This is a genomic window from Sphingomonas sediminicola (assembly GCF_014489515.1).
GTDB classification, from domain to species: Bacteria; Pseudomonadota; Alphaproteobacteria; order Sphingomonadales; family Sphingomonadaceae; genus Sphingomicrobium; species Sphingomicrobium sediminicola.
This window is the reverse complement of the sequence record NZ_CP060782.1, coordinates 1,603,411-1,617,532: the sequence shown is the minus strand read 5'-3', so window position 1 is coordinate 1,617,532 and position 14,122 is coordinate 1,603,411. Positions and strand designations below refer to the sequence as shown.

The window sequence follows — 14,122 nt, the reverse complement described above, 5'->3', positions numbered from 1 at the left end:
CGCAGGCGGGCAATCCCAGAGGCGCAGGTTGGTCCGCCTTCCTTCTGTATGTTATTAATTTTGCGTTTACGCGCTTGTACGACCCGGGGGCGATTCGCGATGGCGGAGTTCCGGTACATTGCGTTCCTGAGCTACAGCCATCGGGATCGACAGATCGCCGAATGGCTGCACCGTGAGCTGGAGACCTATCGCGTCCCCAAACGCATGATCGGTACGGCCACGCCACTCGGTCCCGTGCCCGCCCGTCTGCATCCCATCTTCAAGGATCGCGAGGAGCTTTCGGCCGCCGGAAGCCTCAACGCAGCCATAAAGAACGCGCTCGGCAGCGCTTCGGCCCTGATCGTCGTCTGCTCGCCCGCGTCGGCGGCGTCGCCCTGGGTCAATGAAGAGATCAGGAATTTCAAGCAGCTCAACGGCGACGCGCGTGTCTTCGCGGTCATTGCGGGAGGCGAGCCCTGGGCCAGCCGCATCCCCGGCCAGGAGGAGCAGGAATGCTTCCCCCGGCGATGCGCTTTGTGGTCGCTCCCGACGGTACGATCACTGATGTCCCTGCCGAGCCCATCGCTGCCGACCTGCGGCCGGAAGGAGACGGCAAGAGGGTCGGCAAGCTGAAGGTCGTTGCCGGACTGATCGGTGTCGGCCTTGACGAACTAGTCCGCCGTGAGGCGCAGCGGCGGCAGAGGCGGCTTCGCTACGCCGTCGCGGCGTCGCTCGGGGAATGACCGTGACCAGCGGTCTTGCGATTACGGCGGTCGTGGCCCGCGACGAAGCACGACAGCAGCGCAACGAGGCGCAACTGCAGCGAACGCAGGCGGACGGTCTCGTCGAGTTCATGCTCACGGACCTGCGGAAGAAGCTGGAGCCAGTCGGTCGCCTGGACGTGATGGACACCGTCGGCCGTCGCGCGCTCGCCTATTATTCGCGACAGGATCCGACGAAGCTCGATCCCGACGCGTTGGGAAGGCGAGCCAGGGCGCTTCAGCTCGTGGCCGAGATTCGCAATCTGCGTGGCGACAGCGAAGGTGCGCTGGCGGCTTTCCGGCAGGCGGCTGGAACAACCCGGGAATTGCTAGCACGCGACCCGAACAACGGGCAGCGCATCTTCGACCACGCGCAAAGCGTCTTCTGGGTCGGCTACATCGCTTGGCAGCGGGGTGACCTGAAGACGGGACGCCAAGCATTCACGGAATATCTAACGCAGGCCCAGAAGCTGGTTAAGCTTGACCCTGGCAACGACTCCTGGGCAGCGGAGATCGGTTACGCGAGCCAGAATCTGGGCATTGTCGAGCTCGATGACGATCGCGCATCGCAGGCGCTGCGCGAGTTTGACCTGACAGAACGGGTCTGGGCCAAGATTGCAGAGCGATCGGCCGACAAGCGCGAACCGACTTATTTTCGTGCGCAGGCCATCGCCTGGAAAGCCGATGCACGGCGCGAGCTGCTGGACCTCTCGGGAGCACTCGAAGAACGGCGCCGGGAGATTCAGGTTTACCGCGAGATGCTCATCGCCGACGGGAATGACAGCAAGGCGAAAGAGGGGCTCGCTGTCGCTCAATATCGGCTGGCTCAGTTGCAGCTCGAGACAGGGTCTTCACGGCAAGCGGCGGCAACTGCAGGGCAAAGCTTCGAGACAATCCGCAAGCTTCAGACGCAGGACGCATCAAATCGCCTGTGGCAAGAGATTGCGATCAAGGCCGCGAACATTCGAACTGAGGCGCTCATTATTGCCCGCGAATGGGCGGAAGCGCGGCAAGCGAACCGCTGGGCACTCGACAATGCCACCAAGCTCGTCCGACTGGACAGCACCGTCACCAATTGGCGGACCGATTGTCTCCTCCCCGCCCGGTGGATGCAGATCGCAATAAGTAGCGGTGCGAAGGACCAGCCTGCGGTCCGCCAGCAGATTGCGCAATTCGATCGGAATTTTTCCTGGGACCCAGCCGGGAAGGCGAGCGAGGAAGAGCGCTTCGCCTGGGTAATGGTTGACGTGCTCGAGGGCGTCCACTGGCGCTCAGCCGGGGAAAATTCAAAAGCACGGGAAAGCTTCGCTCGGGCCGCCAGTCGGCTGCCCACCGATCACCTCAATGATCCTCGGCTGCTCGCCGTCGCTTCTTATCTCAATCGCAACCAGGGAATTGCTGGCCTGCCTCAAGTCGCGCCCGCGACGGCAAGCCGTGTTCGGTACGACGTGGGGGCGCTACTCAACAGCTAGAGGGGATGACCTATGCCCAAGCCAGATATGTCGCTTACAGTGAATGTAGACATCACCGGCCAGTTGAACGGCAATGTCTTGACGGTGAGCCAGAAGAGTTACTCGCAAGGTGCGAGCATTCCGGCCAGCACCAATGTCGTCAGTTCCGATGGCAATATCGACCTGACCCAGATGAGCGACCCTGGAAATCAGTACAGCAACCAGACGGACATCACGTTCATGTTGTCCGGGACCATTACCGACAATTCGGGCAACAGTTACACCGCTCAGTTCCCGAACGACGTTAGCCAGGCGATCAGCCTGCAGAAGCAGAATGGCGGCGCTCCGACCGCCGGGGAGTTCGTTCCATCTCTCCAGTCGAGCACAGCCCTTTTTCTCGATGATGCCAATTCGGACGGCCAGGACTACACCTATTGCCTGACTGTCGAGCCGAACATGATCTCTGCCGATGGCATTCCAACCTGCCCGCTCGATCCCACGATCGTGAACAGATAGGTCGATGCCGATGGCAAGCCCGCCGGGCTCGGCGGCGGGCTTCGCCTGCAAGTACGAAAATTTCGAAGAATGGCGCACCCGACAGGATTCGAACCTGTGGCCTCTGCCTTCGGAGGGCAGCGCTCTATCCAGCTGAGCTACGGGTGCGTTCCGGCGGTCGTTAGCGTTTAGGGTTGGGAGCGGCAAGCCGGGTCCAGGAAACGCGACAACGCATCGTGAAGCTTCCCGCGCGCCGAGCCGACCACCATTCCGACGTGACCGGAGGCGATTTCGCGCACCGCACCATGAGGTGCGCTCCGGGCCGGAGTAATCCGGTCGTGCGCGGCGGTGCAGTGGAGCATCGGAACAGGGACGGCGTCGGTCATGGTCTTGCCGCCAATTTTCCATCCTCCGGTCCCGGGCAGGTCCGCGCCGAAGAAATCCTCGATCAACTCGCGCGCGGCGGGGAGGGGCAGGGGCTCGCCCTCGTTCGCCCAGTCCTCGAGCACGATGAAGCGTAGCGCCTGCGGGCCTGTCGGATCGAGCGATGAAAGATGCGCGAACTTGGAGACGGTCCGCGACGGATCGAGCGACCAGAACGCCGCCTGCAGCACTTCCATCGGAAGAACCTTGAGAGCCGCAGCCGCCCGCCGCGCGTGCATCCACAAGTCCAGCAGCGACTTGCGTGAGTCTTCGGGATAGTCCGAAAAACGCCACGGCGCGGCGATCGTTGCAACCCGCTCGACCGGAGCGAGATTGGCTGCCGCAATCGTCATCGTCCCGCCGAGGCAGTAGCCGATCAGTGCCGGCGGTTCGTTCAGCTCCGACATCAATGGCACCAGCAGCTCTTCGACATGCCCCGCAACGTCGAGATCCGCGCGATCCCGGGCAGCACCCCAATCGAGAAGAAGACCTCGGCGGCCCATGTTCGAGACCGCAGCGGCAAGCGAAACCTCTTTATCGAGATCGAGCACGTCCGGCGGATTGATCAGCGACGGGACAAGGATTGCGCACGGACCTTCGCCGCCATGATCGCGGAGCACCGCGGGACCGACCTTCGCTACAACCGGAAGCGGGACACGCGTTCGTGGCCTCGGCGCATTCTCGTATTTCGCCAGCCCGTCGAGCGCTGCGCGCGCGGTCTCGGGATCGCGCTCGCCGACCATCCGTACCATTTCGAGAAATAGCGGAAGCGGACGCGGAGCGTGTTCATGTTGCGGTGCACACTGGTCCGGTAGTAGGTGGTCCATCGGTTCTCGGGAGCGGTTCATGGCCAAGTCTTCGGACAAGGTGACTATCAAGAAATATGCTAACCGTCGTCTCTACGACACGGAAAGCTCGTCCTACATCACATTGGACCGTCTCGCCGAAATGGTGCGCGAAGGCCGCGAGTTCGAAGTTGTCGATGCAAAGACAGGCGAGGACATCACTCGTCAGGTGTTGACGCAAATCATCGTCGACGAGGAAGCGCGCGGGTCGACCATGCTTCCGGTGAATTTCCTGAAGCAGCTCATCGGGCTCTACGGGAATTCGATGCAGGGCATGGTTCCGCAATATCTCGAAGCGGCGATGGACGCCTTCCAGCGCAACCAAAGCGCGATGCGCGATGCGTTCGGCGGCAAGGTCTTCGCTGATCTCGCCAAGCGCAACATGGAAATGTTCGAAAGCACCAGCCGCGCGTTCACCGCCTCGGCAGCGTCCAAGACGAAGCCGACAGAAGACAAGAAGCCGTCGGGCGAGTCCGAGCTCGAGCAGCTGCGCGCGGAGCTTTCCGCGCTCCGAGACAAGATCGACCGCCTCGGCAAGTGACAGGAGTGAAAGTGAGGAGGATCGCGTTCGTCGCGATGGCCGGCGCGCTGGCGTTTGGCCCCCAATTGAATCAGCTAGCCGAGGCTCAGGTTACGACGCAGCCCGCGCAAATGGATTTCAGCTACTGGCCGGTCAGTCCCGGCGCCTGGACCTATCGTGCCGTCACTGGCGGGAGCGAAGCCGCGTTCGTCGACGGCGCGGGCGCGACGCGCATGGTCATCGCCTGCGGAAAGCTCACTCGGCTAGTGACATTGTCGCGAATCAGCGCGGCGCCTGCATCCAGTCTGTCGTTCTGGACCAGCTCGGATTCTCGCAATCTTGCATCGCGGTTCGACCAGCCTTCTGGACGAATCATCGCGCAGGTCGGGGGATGGATCCGCTGCTCGACGCAATCGCATTCAGCCGCGGCCGGTTCGCGGTCTCGATGCCCGGATCACCAGCGCTGGTCATGCCGGCGGGAACCGAAATCGCTCATGTTGTCGAGGATTGCCGCGCGTAGGATTTCGACACGCGAATTCCCAAAGATTGCAGATTTGTAGCGCATTACAAGTCTTGTGATTTGCGCCCGGACGAATCATTCTCACCTCAGCTTCAACGCAGCGAAAGGAGGTGATCCGATGTCTCATGGTTCAGCACAGAGGTCGGAAAGGGGTGTTCGTCGGCCGTAAAGCTGGACGGACGGCCAATCACTTCCGGCCGCTGACCATGTTCGAGGGATCGTTGCTTGAGCAGCGGTCCCCTTTAACGTTTTTGGACAATCGAAATCTTCGGAATTACAGGCACGGTTCGTTACCGAAACGGAACCGTTCAGCAGTTGAAGTGTCTTTGGGGCAAGACCGAAAGAGAGGTTTACGATGGCCAAATCCACAACGCGGAAGAAATCGTCTTCGGGCGGTGAAAGCACTGTCGACAAGCTCGCCAAGGCGGCGATGAGCCGTGAAATGTTGGCAGCAGGCCTGGCCGCTGCTGCAGCCGCAATCAGCGCAAGTCCTGCCGCGCGGCGCAAGATCCGCGATGCGGGACTCGACGCGGCTGACACTGCCCAGGCCGCGGCAAGCACGATGGTCTCGAGCGCATCCAAATTGGGCTCGCTGATTGCAGAGGCGGTCGCCGATGCGGCGCAGCGTGTCCTGTCCGGCAAATGGACGGATGAGGGCACTCCGCAGGCCGCTGCGACGAAGCGCTCGAGCGCAAAGAAGCCCGCTGCCAAGCGCTCGACTGCAAAGAAGACGACCACTCGCGCAAAGGCTTCCAAGCCGGCAGCGACGCGCAAGGCTTCGACTGGGACTGCAGCTCGCAAGCCCGCGACCCGCAAGCGGTCGACGACTGCGCGCAAGGGTGCGTCCCGCCGTGGGAAGGGACCTCCGGAACAACGACGCCAAGCGGCGCCGGTGCCTAAGGTTCAGGCGGCGCGGTCTTCGAACTGAAGCCGCGCCAACCGCGCGTAAAGGCCGCCGTGGCGTGTCAGCGTCGCGTGCGTGCCTTCTTCGACGATCGTTCCGTGATCCATGACGACAATGCGGTCGGCCGCGCGAACCGTCGCGAGGCGGTGAGCGATGACGATCGTCGTGCGGTCGGCCATCAGCCGGTCGAGCGCATCCTGCACCAGCCGCTCGCTTTCAGCGTCCAGGGCCGACGTCGCTTCGTCGAGCAGCAGTAAGGGAGCGTTGCGCAGTAACGCACGCGCGATTGCAATGCGCTGACGCTGTCCGCCGGAAAGGCGAGCGCCGCCTTCTCCCATGTAAGTGTCGAGGCCTTCCGGAAGCTTGCGCAGGAATTCCTCCGCATGCGCATCGCTTGCGGCCTGCCAGATCTCGTCTTCGGTCGCGTTCCAGTTGCCATACCGCAGGTTGTCGCGCGCGGTCGCTGCGAACATGACTGTTTCCTGCGGAACGAGCGCGATCCGCTGGCGGACGTCGGCGGGATCGGCATCGCGAAGGTCGACGCCGTCCAGTAGAACTCTCCCCGACTGCGGATCGTAAAAGCGCTCCGCGAGCTGGAAGATGGTCGTCTTGCCCGCCCCGGACGGACCCACCAGAGCAAGCCGTTCGCGCGGTTTCACGGTGAGGCTGAAGCCTTCGAGCGCGGAGACGTCGCGGCGCGTCGGGTAGTGGAAGGTGACGTTGTCGAACTCGAGCTCGCCGCGCGCGGGATCGGGCAGCTCCTTCGGATTGGCCGGTGCGCGGATGTCGGGCTCGGCCTCGAGGAGCTCGGTCAGGCGTTCCGATGCCCCGGCCGCGCGCAGGAAGTCGCCATAAACTTCGGACAAGGCGCCGAATGCTCCGGCGAGCAATCCGCCATAAAGAACGAAGGCCGCGATTGTGCCGCCCGTCATCCGGCCGGCCGCGACGTCCACGGCGCCCTGCCAGATGATCAAGATGATCGCTCCGAACATCAGGAAGATCGCGATGGCGGTCATGAACGCGCGCAGGAGGATGCGCGTCCGTGCGGTTGCAAACACCTTGGCGACGGCGTCGGAAAAGCGGCCGGTCTCGCGATCCTGCTGTCCGAATGCCTGCACGATCTTCATCGCGCCGAGCACTTCGCTGGTCACCGCGCCGACGTCGGCGATGCGGTCCTGGCTGCGCGTGGAAATCGCTCGCACCTTGCGGCCGAGGATGATGATCGGCCCGAGTGCGACCGGGAGGCCGAGCAGCATCATTCCTGCGAGCTTGGGCGACAGGACGAAGAGAATGACGATGCAAGCGACCGCAAGGACGACGTTGCGCAGGGCAACCGAGACCGTCGTGCCGACGACCTGCTCGATGATCGTCGTGTCGACGGTGATGCGCGACGTAATCTCCGCCGGCCGATTCTCTTCGAAGAAACCGGGCGATAAGCGAAGCAGGTTCCGATGCACCGCAAGACGGATGTCCGCCACGGTCCGTTCGCCCAACCACGATACGAAGAAGAAGCGGAACGCCGTCGCAAGCGCCATCACGCCGACCAGCATCAGCAGATATTCGAACCAGCGGGCGATATCCTGCGTGGAACTGCCGGCGGCGAAGCCTTTGTCAATTATCAGCTTGAACGCATAGGGCACGCCGGACGTCGCGCCAGCCGCAACGAGCAGCGCCGCGGCCGCGCCCAGGATGTGCCCCGGTAATGCGAGGCGAAGCTCCAGATCATCCGCAGGTTCTTGAGGGAGCGGCCCGGCGGGCGGTTCGGGGCATTAGCCATGCCCGTCGACTAGCAGCCGTAGGCCTGTCCCTCAATTGCGCACCGCAATGAGTGCGGTGCAACAACGGCCCTTGCCGTTGGACCAAATGGGGTCCACATCAGTTGGTACGTGGTGATGAGGGTGCCCCTAAATGCTGTATGACGCCTATGAAGTTCAGCGCTCGTTTCTCGCGGGCGCGAGCAAATTGGCGGGCATGAGTGCAGGATGGCTGAATAATCCAGCAAACCCAGTTGCTTACGCGTCTGGTAGCCCTCTGATTGCCGCCGCGCTCGACGTCTTCGCTCATGCTGCAGCGCCGCGAGGAAAGCCGGAGTTCGGCCTTCACCAGACGGTTGTGAAGGGCCGCAAGGTCAAGGTTCACGAGGAAATCCTTGTTCGCGAGCCATTCGGCCAGCTGAAGCGATTCGTCCGCGCCGGAATGGCCGACAAGGATCCGCCGCTTCTGATCGTCGCTCCGATGTCGGGTCACTACGCCACGCTTCTTCGCGGCACCGTCGAGCGGATGCTTCCGAAGCACGACGTCTACATCACCGACTGGCGAGACGCGAAGTCGGTGCCGCTCACCGAGGGCACGTTCGATCTCGACGATTACATCGACTATTTGATTGAATTCATGGAGGCGATCGGCGAGCTAAGGGGCGAACGCCCGCACGTCCTCGCCGTCTGTCAGCCGTCGGTTCCAGCCTACGCTGCAACCGCGCTGATGAACTCCACGCGCAACCGGTGGCGACCCAAGACGCTCACGATGATGGGCGGACCGGTCGACAGCCGCGAAGCGCCTACGGCGGTGAACACGCTGGCGACGGAGCGGCCGCTTGGCTGGTTCCAGAAGAACGCAGTCGCCACCGTTCCGCTCTACTATCCCGGTGCCGGCCGGAAGGTTTATCCCGGTTTCCTGCAGCTCGCCGGCTTCATGACCATGAACCTCGGCAGCCACCTCGTCAGCCATTGGGAGATGTTCAAGCACCTCGTCGAGGGCGACGAGGAGAGCGCGACGTCAACCCAGAAGTTCTACGACGAATATCGGTCGGTCGCGGACATGACCTCCGAATTCTACCTTCAGACCGTCGACGTGGTTTTCCAGCGCCACCTTCTGCCCAAGGGTCAGCTGATGCATCGCGGAAGCAAGGTCGATCCGAAGGCCATCAAGGACACCGCACTGCTTGCGATCGAGGGTGAGCGCGACGACATCTCCGGTATTGGCCAGACCAAGGCGGCGCTCGATATCTCAAGCGGCGTTCCGCACGCGAAGAAGAAGTATTTCATGGCCAAGGGCGTCGGCCATTACGGCATCTTCAACGGCCGCAAGTGGCGCGATAAGATCGCTCCGGTCGTTGAGGATTGGATCGCGAAGAACGCCTAAACGGCACTCAGCTTTCGCGCATCTTCACACTGCCCAGCAGAGTGATCGCGGTGAGACTCGCCGCGCCGCCGACGATTGCCGATGCGACCAGCGCGGAATGAAATCCGTCGATCAATTGATCGCCCTGGCGTGACAGCACCACGCCGAGCAGCGCCGTTGCGATGAGCCCGCCGATCCGGGCGACGGCGCTGTTGAAGCCTGATGCCATCCCTGTGTGTTTCGGGTCGACCGAGCCAAGGACGGAAGCGGTGAGCGGGGCAACCGCGATTGCCATTCCAAGCGCCATGACGGCGATCGCGGGCATGACGACGGTCCAATAGGGGCTGTCATCCACAATCCGCAGGCCGAGCAGCATGCCCGCGCCTACGACGAGCGGGCCGATCGCCAGCGGCGTCCGCGGCCCGATGCGCATCGCTAGCTGACCCATGATCGGCGAGCCGATCGAAATCAGGATCGGGAGCGGAAGGAGCGCCAATCCCGCCTGCACGGGCGAGTAACCGCCCGCTTCGATCAGAACATAAGGTACGAGCAGCATGGCCGCGCCGAACGCCCCGTAGAGGAGAAATGTGAGCAGGTTGAGGCCGATGAAACACCGATCACCGAACATGCCGAGCGGCATCATCGCGCGGTCCCTGCGTGCTCTTTCGACCCACAGGAACAGCGCGAGCATCGCAAACCCGCGATGACGGTCGCGCCGACCACCAGGTCTACTTCGCCGGAGGACGACCATCGGGTCAGTCCATAGGTGGTTCCGCCGAGGCCGGCGGTTGCGAGGAACGCTCCTTTATAATCGGTCCTGCCTGCGCTCGCGTCGCTACTCTCACTTACGAATATGAACGCAAGCAGGATTGCGCCAAGCCCGAGCGGGATGTTGATGTAGAAGATTGCGGGCCAGCCGACATTGTCGACCAGCCATCCGCCGATCAGGGGCGCGACCGCAGCGGCTGCGGCACCCGCTGCCGCCCAGATCCCGACGGCCTGGCCACGCTTCTCACCCTCGTAAGCGGCATTCAAAAGCGCGAGGCTGTTGGGAAGCAGCAGCGCCGCGCCGATCCCTTGAGCTGCGCGGGCCGCGAACAGCAGGCCGAGGCTGGGTGCGAGCGCGCAAAGGACCGAAGCGACCGTGAACAGGCTGGTACCGAAGAGCAGCAGGCGGCGTCGTCCGAAGTGATCGCCTAGCGCGCCTCCAAGAAGGAGCAGCGCAGATAGCGGGAGAAGGTAAGCGTTGACGACCCACTGCACTTCCGCAGCACCGGCTCCGTAGCTCGCGCGAAGAGCGGGAAGCGCGACGTTTAGGACGGAGCCTTCGACGAACGACAGGCTCGAAGCGAGGACGCAGGCGGCGAGCGTCCATCGCGGATCGGCGCGCGGTTTTTCGCGCGCTCGAGCGTTCATGCGGCGGTTGCTTCCGCCTCCTCGATGGCGATTTCCACCATCCGCTTCCAGATTTCTGCATCGCCGGCCGTCGCCATCTGCGTGTCGGGCTCGCGCGCCGTGTGGAGCACGGCGAGCGCCTGGTTCAGATGCTCAGGCCAGGTGCGATCAACCTTTTCGGAAGCCGAGGGATCGCTGCCCTCCGCGTTCGAGCTGAACGACGCCGCTGCAAGCACGCGCGCAATGCGTTCGACGAGAGGTTGATCGGAAACGGGCATCGGCTTTCTCCTGTTCGCGAATTCAACCCGTTCCGCCGGACTTCGGTTGCATTCCGACACGGTTGAATAGCCGCTTCAAGGCCCGCCGCGCCGCAATCACGAGCCAGAGCGACAGGATCACAAGGATCAGCGCGATCAGGGCGGCGGCAATCGGGTTCGCGATGGCAAGCGCCAGTAGCCCGGCTGTCGCGACATCTTCTCCGGCGGACACGACGACGTTGGAAAACGGCTCCGGACTGGCGTTGACGAGCGTGCGTGCTCCGGCCTTGCCCGCATGAGCGAAGAAGGCTGCGCCTCCGCCAAGAAGGAAGCTCGCAACCTGCCAGGTGGGGTCTGCGGAATCGACGATAGCCAGGCTGAGCATCGCCCCGCCCAGCGGCCGGATGACCGAGTGGATCGCGTCCCAGGCGCTATCGACCCACGCAATCTTGTCCGCGAAGAATTCGGCGATGGCGCCAACGCCTGCGATGCCGACGATCCAGTTGTTCGCCAGAACGTCGAGCGCCCGGAGCTGGTCGGGGAGTGCGACCCAGCCGTACTTCATCCCGAGCCCGGTCGCGAAGACGACGAGATAAAGCCGCCACCCGGCGAGCAGGCTGACCGATGCAGCCAGCGCGACAATTTCTGCGGCGCTCATGGGCGGCAGACTAGGCAGAACGCAGCCCTTCGCAACATCAGTTTCGTTTGACGTGCATGTGATAATATTACACGTCTTGATTGAAAAGGATCGGAGGCGTCTTATGAAGTACTTGGTGTTGCTTGGGCTGATGGCATCGTTTGCTCCGGGCGCGCCGGCATTCGCCGCTGAGCCGGCGGCTCCCTTGCTTGGCACCTGGACACTCGATCTGGAGCATTCGCAGATCCCGCCTGACCAGCGGCCGAAGAGCGTCAACATCACCTACAGCGACGTGGGCGGCGGAAAGTGGAACTCGAAGGTCGACGTCATCGGCAGCGGCAGCGGCGAAATCCACGCGACCGGCACCTATCCGCTCGACGGCTCACCCGCGCCCAGCACCGGCTACAACAACGTAGACACTGTCGCTGCGAAGGTGCCCGCGCCGAACGTGCTGGTTATGGCATTCTACAAGGAAGGCATGCCGCGCACTACGCGAATCTACACCGTCTCCGGCGACGGCAAGACGATGAGCGAGACGATTGTCTGGTTGAACATCAACGGCAAGCCGGAGATCACAACCAACCAGTTCAATCGCGTTCCCTAGAACACCTCGAACAGGCCGGCGGCGCCCATGCCGCCGCCGATGCACATGGTAGTGACGATATATCTTGCACCACGGCGCTTGCCTTCGATCAGCGCATGCCCGGTCAGGCGCGCGCCCGACATGCCGTAGGGGTGGCCGATCGATATCGCGCCGCCGTCGACGTTGAGAAGGTCGTTGGGAATGCCGAGCTTGTCGCGGCAGTAGAGCACCTGCACTGCAAACGCCTCGTTAAGCTCCCACAGCCCGATGTCTTGCATCTTGAGGCCGAACTTCTCGAGCAGCTTCGGCACGGCGAACACAGGGCCGATTCCCATTTCGTCCGGCTCCGTTCCAGCAACCGCCATGCCGATGTAGCGGCCGAGCGGCTCGATGCCGCGCTTTTCGGCGACGGAAGAATCCATGATGACGCAGGCGGACGAGCCGTCGCTGAGCTGGCTGGCATTGCCCGCGGTGATGTGGGTGCCGGGACCAAGGACGGGCTGAAGGGAAGCCAGGCCCTCGATCGTCGTATCCGCGCGGTTGCCCTCGTCCTTGGCAAGCGTGATCTCCTTCTTCGAGACCTCGCCGGTTTCCTTGTCCTTGATGGTCATCGTTACGGTCGCCGGGACGATCTCTGCATCGAACCGCCCTTCGGCCTGAGCGGCGGCGGTGCGCTGCTGCGACTGCAGCGCATATTCGTCCTGCGCCTCGCGGCTGATCTTGTAGCGCTGGGCAACCGTCTCCGCTGTGCCGAGCATGGGCATGTACACGTCCTTGTGCATGGCGATGAGCGAAGTGTCACCACCGATACGCATTTCCGGGGTCTGCACGAGGCTGATCGAATCCTGGCCCCTGCGGCGACGATATCCATCCGGTCGATGATCACCTGCTTCGCCGCCGTGGCGATGGCCATAAGCCCAGAGGCGCACTGGCGATCGATCGTCTGGGCGCTGACGGTAACCGGACAGCCCGCGCGCAGTGCGACCTGCCTGCCGATATTGCCCGCCTGAACGCCTTGGGTGAGGACGCAGCCCCAGACTACGTCGTCGATCTCGCCCGCATCGATCCCCGCGCGTTCGATTGCCGGAGCAAGCGACAGCGCGCCCAGCGTCGCGCCAGGAGTCGCATTGAAGGCGCCCTTGTAGGCTCTTCCGATCGGGGTTCGCGCGGTCGAAACGATCACGGCGTCGCGGACGGACATTCTTCTCTCCTCAAACGAACAGAAGGCCGAGCCATTCGGCCGTCAGTGCGGGCTTTTCCTCGCCTTCGATTTCAACGGTCACGGTGTGCCGCAATAACAATTGTCCCGGCGCTTTCTCGTCGACCGAGTCAAGGCGGAAGCGGCCGCGGATTCGCTTGCCGCTTCGCACCGGCGCAATGAAGCGCACCCGGTCGAGCCCGTAGTTCACGGCCATCTTGATGCTGCCGGGAACGAGCATGGCTTCCGCCGCCATCCGCGATAGCATCGACAGGGTCAGGAAGCCGTGGCCGATAGTTCCGCCGAACGGAGTGCGCGCGGCAGCCTCTGGATCGATGTGGATGAACTGCCGGTCCTCGGTTGCGTCAGCGAACTCGTTGATCCGCTCCTGGTCCATCGTCAGCCAGCTCGAAACGCCCACTTCGGAGCCTATTCGAGAGCGGATTGCGTCGAGACTGGCGACCGGCATGCAACTGCTGTAGCGGGCGCGGCACGCGCGGCAAGAGTCGCGTAGCTGAGGACTCCAAATGATCTTTCATTTCTCGATCAGCGCTGACGATCCCAAGCGGACCGCAACCATGTTCGCCGAGCTTTGGCGCGGCCAGGTCTTCTACTTTCCAATGGTCGGAAAGGGCAGCTGGATCGCCCATGCAGGCGACGACCGGCGGACGACAATCGAGGTCTATCCCCGCGATCTCGCCTTCTATCCCAATGAGTCGGGAGAAGGGCATCAACGTAATGAGCCCGTGTCGCGCCATGGTCCGTTCCATGCCGCCGTGGGAACGCCCCTATCGATCGAGGAAGTCGAAGAAATTGGCCGCCGCTATGGCTGTCACACCATCCTGTGCAATCGTGGCCCTTCCGCGTGATCGAATTCTGGGTCGACAATGCTCAGATGGTCGAAATGCTAACGCCTGAAATGCAGGCGCAATACCAGCGGTCGGTGACGCCGGACGGATTCCGGGCAATGCTGGCCAATGTCTGGAAGCTTACTCCGGAGGGAGAGTCCCTCGACGGCGCGGTAGCCGCCTAAG

The 14,122-nt window shown here is 63.0% G+C and carries 16 protein-coding genes, 1 tRNA gene and 2 pseudogenes; 9 read left to right on the top strand and 10 right to left on the bottom strand.

The window, feature by feature from the left end; translation table 11 throughout:
• Window positions 1–99: 99 nt before the first annotated feature.
• The 3 genes from H9L14_RS08710 (at window position 100) to H9L14_RS08700 (ending at window position 2,707) form a co-directional block, all read left to right on the top strand.
• The gene (locus tag H9L14_RS08710) at window positions 100–612 is read left to right on the top strand and encodes a toll/interleukin-1 receptor domain-containing protein (RefSeq protein WP_187707796.1); all 513 of its coding nucleotides are present in this window, start codon (window positions 100–102) and stop codon (window positions 610–612) included.
• Between the two features lie 106 nt (window positions 613–718).
• Entirely contained in the window at window positions 719–2,212 is a 1,494-nt protein-coding gene (locus tag H9L14_RS08705) for a hypothetical protein (RefSeq protein ID WP_187707795.1), read from the top strand.
• 12 nt (window positions 2,213–2,224) lie between these two features.
• Complete coding sequence (locus H9L14_RS08700; RefSeq protein WP_187707794.1) at window positions 2,225–2,707, top strand: hypothetical protein; 483 nt, start codon at window positions 2,225–2,227, stop codon at window positions 2,705–2,707.
• Window positions 2,708–2,777: 70 nt separating this feature from the next.
• On the opposite strand, the gene H9L14_RS08695 is transcribed toward H9L14_RS08700, so the two are convergent.
• Window positions 2,778–2,854, bottom strand: a tRNA-Arg gene (locus H9L14_RS08695).
• A gap of 20 nt (window positions 2,855–2,874) precedes the next feature.
• Window positions 2,875–3,861 carry an alpha/beta hydrolase gene (locus H9L14_RS08690; protein ID WP_187707793.1) on the bottom strand — a complete coding sequence of 329 codons (987 nt, stop codon included), beginning with the start codon at window positions 3,859–3,861 and terminating at the stop codon, window positions 2,875–2,877.
• A 94-nt stretch (window positions 3,862–3,955) separates the two neighbouring features.
• On the opposite strand from H9L14_RS08690, the gene phaR reads away from it, so the two are divergent.
• Window positions 3,956–4,495, top strand: a complete 540-nt coding sequence (phaR, locus tag H9L14_RS08685) for a polyhydroxyalkanoate synthesis repressor PhaR (protein WP_187707792.1) — start codon at window positions 3,956–3,958, stop codon at window positions 4,493–4,495.
• 151 nt (window positions 4,496–4,646) lie between these two features.
• Here the strand turns inward: phaR and H9L14_RS08680 are convergent, their stop codons facing one another.
• Entirely contained in the window at window positions 4,647–4,850 is a 204-nt protein-coding gene (locus H9L14_RS08680; protein ID WP_187707791.1) for a hypothetical protein, read from the bottom strand.
• Window positions 4,851–5,349: 499 nt separating this feature from the next.
• Here H9L14_RS08680 and H9L14_RS08675 point away from each other — a divergent pair, with 499 nt between their 5' ends.
• Window positions 5,350–5,922 (top strand): hypothetical protein, encoded by a 573-nt coding sequence (locus tag H9L14_RS08675; RefSeq protein WP_187707790.1) that lies wholly within the window; start codon window positions 5,350–5,352, stop codon window positions 5,920–5,922.
• On the opposite strand, the pseudogene H9L14_RS08670 reads toward H9L14_RS08675, so the two are convergent.
• Window positions 5,898–7,675: pseudogene (locus tag H9L14_RS08670) on the bottom strand (ABC transporter transmembrane domain-containing protein). The gene H9L14_RS08675 and the pseudogene H9L14_RS08670 sit on opposite strands and share 25 nt — an antisense overlap.
• Window positions 7,676–7,806: 131 nt before the next feature.
• On the opposite strand from H9L14_RS08670, the gene H9L14_RS08665 reads away from it, so the two are divergent.
• The gene (locus tag H9L14_RS08665; protein WP_187707789.1) at window positions 7,807–9,039 is read left to right on the top strand and encodes a polyhydroxyalkanoate depolymerase; all 1,233 of its coding nucleotides are present in this window, start codon (window positions 7,807–7,809) and stop codon (window positions 9,037–9,039) included.
• A gap of 7 nt (window positions 9,040–9,046) precedes the next feature.
• Here H9L14_RS08665 and H9L14_RS08660 read toward each other — a convergent pair whose 3' ends face one another.
• From H9L14_RS08660 to H9L14_RS08645, 4 genes are read right to left on the bottom strand one after another with little or no spacing between them, the layout of a single operon-like run.
• Window positions 9,047–9,661 carry an MFS transporter gene (locus H9L14_RS08660; RefSeq protein WP_187707788.1) on the bottom strand — a complete coding sequence of 205 codons (615 nt, stop codon included), beginning with the start codon at window positions 9,659–9,661 and terminating at the stop codon, window positions 9,047–9,049.
• Complete coding sequence (locus tag H9L14_RS08655; RefSeq protein WP_187707787.1) at window positions 9,658–10,434, bottom strand: MFS transporter; 777 nt, start codon at window positions 10,432–10,434, stop codon at window positions 9,658–9,660. The genes H9L14_RS08660 and H9L14_RS08655 overlap by 4 nt, the downstream gene beginning before the upstream one ends.
• Entirely contained in the window at window positions 10,431–10,691 is a 261-nt protein-coding gene (locus tag H9L14_RS08650; protein ID WP_187707786.1) for a hypothetical protein, read from the bottom strand. Before H9L14_RS08650 ends, H9L14_RS08655 begins: the two co-directional genes overlap by 4 nt.
• Window positions 10,692–10,713: 22 nt before the next feature.
• The gene (locus tag H9L14_RS08645) at window positions 10,714–11,328 is read right to left on the bottom strand and encodes a DUF4126 domain-containing protein (RefSeq protein ID WP_187707785.1); all 615 of its coding nucleotides are present in this window, start codon (window positions 11,326–11,328) and stop codon (window positions 10,714–10,716) included.
• Window positions 11,329–11,431: 103 nt separating this feature from the next.
• Here H9L14_RS08645 and H9L14_RS08640 point away from each other — a divergent pair, with 103 nt between their 5' ends.
• Window positions 11,432–11,911, top strand: coding sequence for a hypothetical protein (locus H9L14_RS08640; protein ID WP_187707784.1), 480 nt, complete (start codon window positions 11,432–11,434; stop codon window positions 11,909–11,911).
• Here H9L14_RS08640 and H9L14_RS08635 read toward each other — a convergent pair.
• Together H9L14_RS08635 and H9L14_RS08630 are read right to left on the bottom strand one after the other, a co-directional pair.
• Window positions 11,908–13,091 (bottom strand): annotated as a pseudogene (locus H9L14_RS08635) (acetyl-CoA C-acyltransferase). The gene H9L14_RS08640 and the pseudogene H9L14_RS08635 overlap by 4 nt on opposite strands.
• A 10-nt stretch (window positions 13,092–13,101) precedes the next feature.
• Window positions 13,102–13,557, bottom strand: a complete 456-nt coding sequence (locus tag H9L14_RS08630; RefSeq protein WP_187707783.1) for a MaoC family dehydratase — start codon at window positions 13,555–13,557, stop codon at window positions 13,102–13,104.
• Between the two features lie 58 nt (window positions 13,558–13,615).
• On the opposite strand from H9L14_RS08630, the gene H9L14_RS08625 reads away from it, so the two are divergent.
• Entirely contained in the window at window positions 13,616–13,957 is a 342-nt protein-coding gene (locus tag H9L14_RS08625; protein WP_187707782.1) for a hypothetical protein, read from the top strand.
• On the top strand, window positions 13,954–14,121 hold the full coding sequence (locus H9L14_RS08620; RefSeq protein ID WP_187707781.1) for a hypothetical protein: 168 nt from the start codon (window positions 13,954–13,956) through the stop codon (window positions 14,119–14,121). The genes H9L14_RS08625 and H9L14_RS08620 overlap by 4 nt, the downstream gene beginning before the upstream one ends.
• Window position 14,122: the final 1 nt, after the last annotated feature.